We start from the raw sequence: 1006 nt of genomic DNA, 5'->3' as shown, positions 1-1006 counted from the left end.
GCTCTACCGGGCTCTGCGCGCAGCCGAGCATGGCTCGGCTCTACCGGGCTCTGCGTGCAGCCGAGCATGGCTCGGCTCTACCGGGGTCCTGCGCCGTTGCCGAGCATGGCTCGGCTCTACCGGATGTTTTACGTCTGCGAACGGTTGGTCTTCACCTTCGGATCCACCGTGAAGTCGGCGATCCGCCACAGGTACAGGCTGGCATAGGTCCGGTACGGGCCCCACTTTTCGCCGCGCGCCAGCAGTTCCTTTGGCGTCGGCATGGCCTCGGCCTTGTCCACGCGCTGGGCGCCTTTGCGGATGCCGAGGTCGTCGATCGGCAGGATGTCCGGCCGACCGAGGCGGAACATCAGCATCATCTCCACCGTCCAACGGCCGATGCCGCGGATCGGCACCAGCGCGTCGATGATCGCGTCGTGCTCCATCACCGACATCCGGCGCAGATCCGGGATCTCGCCAGCGGTCTCGCGCCGGGCCAGGTCGCGCAGCGCCAGCGCCTTGTTGCCCGATACCCCGCACACGCGCAGCGCGGCATCGTCGATGCGGCCAAGCGTATCGGCGTGCAGTCGCGCGCTGCCGATGGCCACTTCCACCCGTCCCACAATCGTGGAGGCGGCTTTGCCGCTGAGCTGCTGGAACAGGATCGCCCGCGCCAGCGCGTCGACCGGATCGAAGGATTTCGACCAGCCCGGCTGCGCATTGATCGGGCCGAGCTTTTTCATCCACGCGCCCAGCCGACGATCGCGCCGACTCAACCAGTCGTGCGCGTGCTGCACATCGAAACCGCGGCGGAAGCGCGGCATGTCAGCGCCGCAGCGCGTTCAGGCCGTACACCAGCCAGCCCAGCATGAGCGCGGTGCCGCCGATCGGGGCCAACTGCGTGCTCCACTGCCACAGCGCGCCGCCGACCAGGCTGCCCGAGAACAGCAGCGTGCCCAGCAGCAGCCCGTACAGCGCCAACTTGCCCACGCTGTTCTGCTGGGTGGGGCCGAGGACCGCCAGCGCC

2 protein-coding genes are annotated in these 1006 nt (G+C 68.7%); both read right to left on the bottom strand.

Annotated features, from left to right (window positions below; translation table 11 throughout):
- Positions 1 to 128: 128 nt before the first annotated feature.
- Positions 129 to 803, bottom strand: coding sequence for a DNA-3-methyladenine glycosylase family protein (locus AC1DQP_RS20885; protein WP_256776350.1), 675 nt, complete (start codon positions 801 to 803; stop codon positions 129 to 131).
- 1 nt (position 804) lies between these two features.
- The coding region (locus tag AC1DQP_RS20880) for a DUF423 domain-containing protein (RefSeq protein WP_478052483.1) at positions 805 to 1006 on the bottom strand (202 nt) is incomplete at its 5' end.

It is taken from the genome of Stenotrophomonas sp. P5_A8, assembly GCF_056400545.1.
The sequence above is the reverse complement of the archived record's forward strand: the minus strand, read 5'-3'. Positions and strand labels throughout refer to the sequence as shown.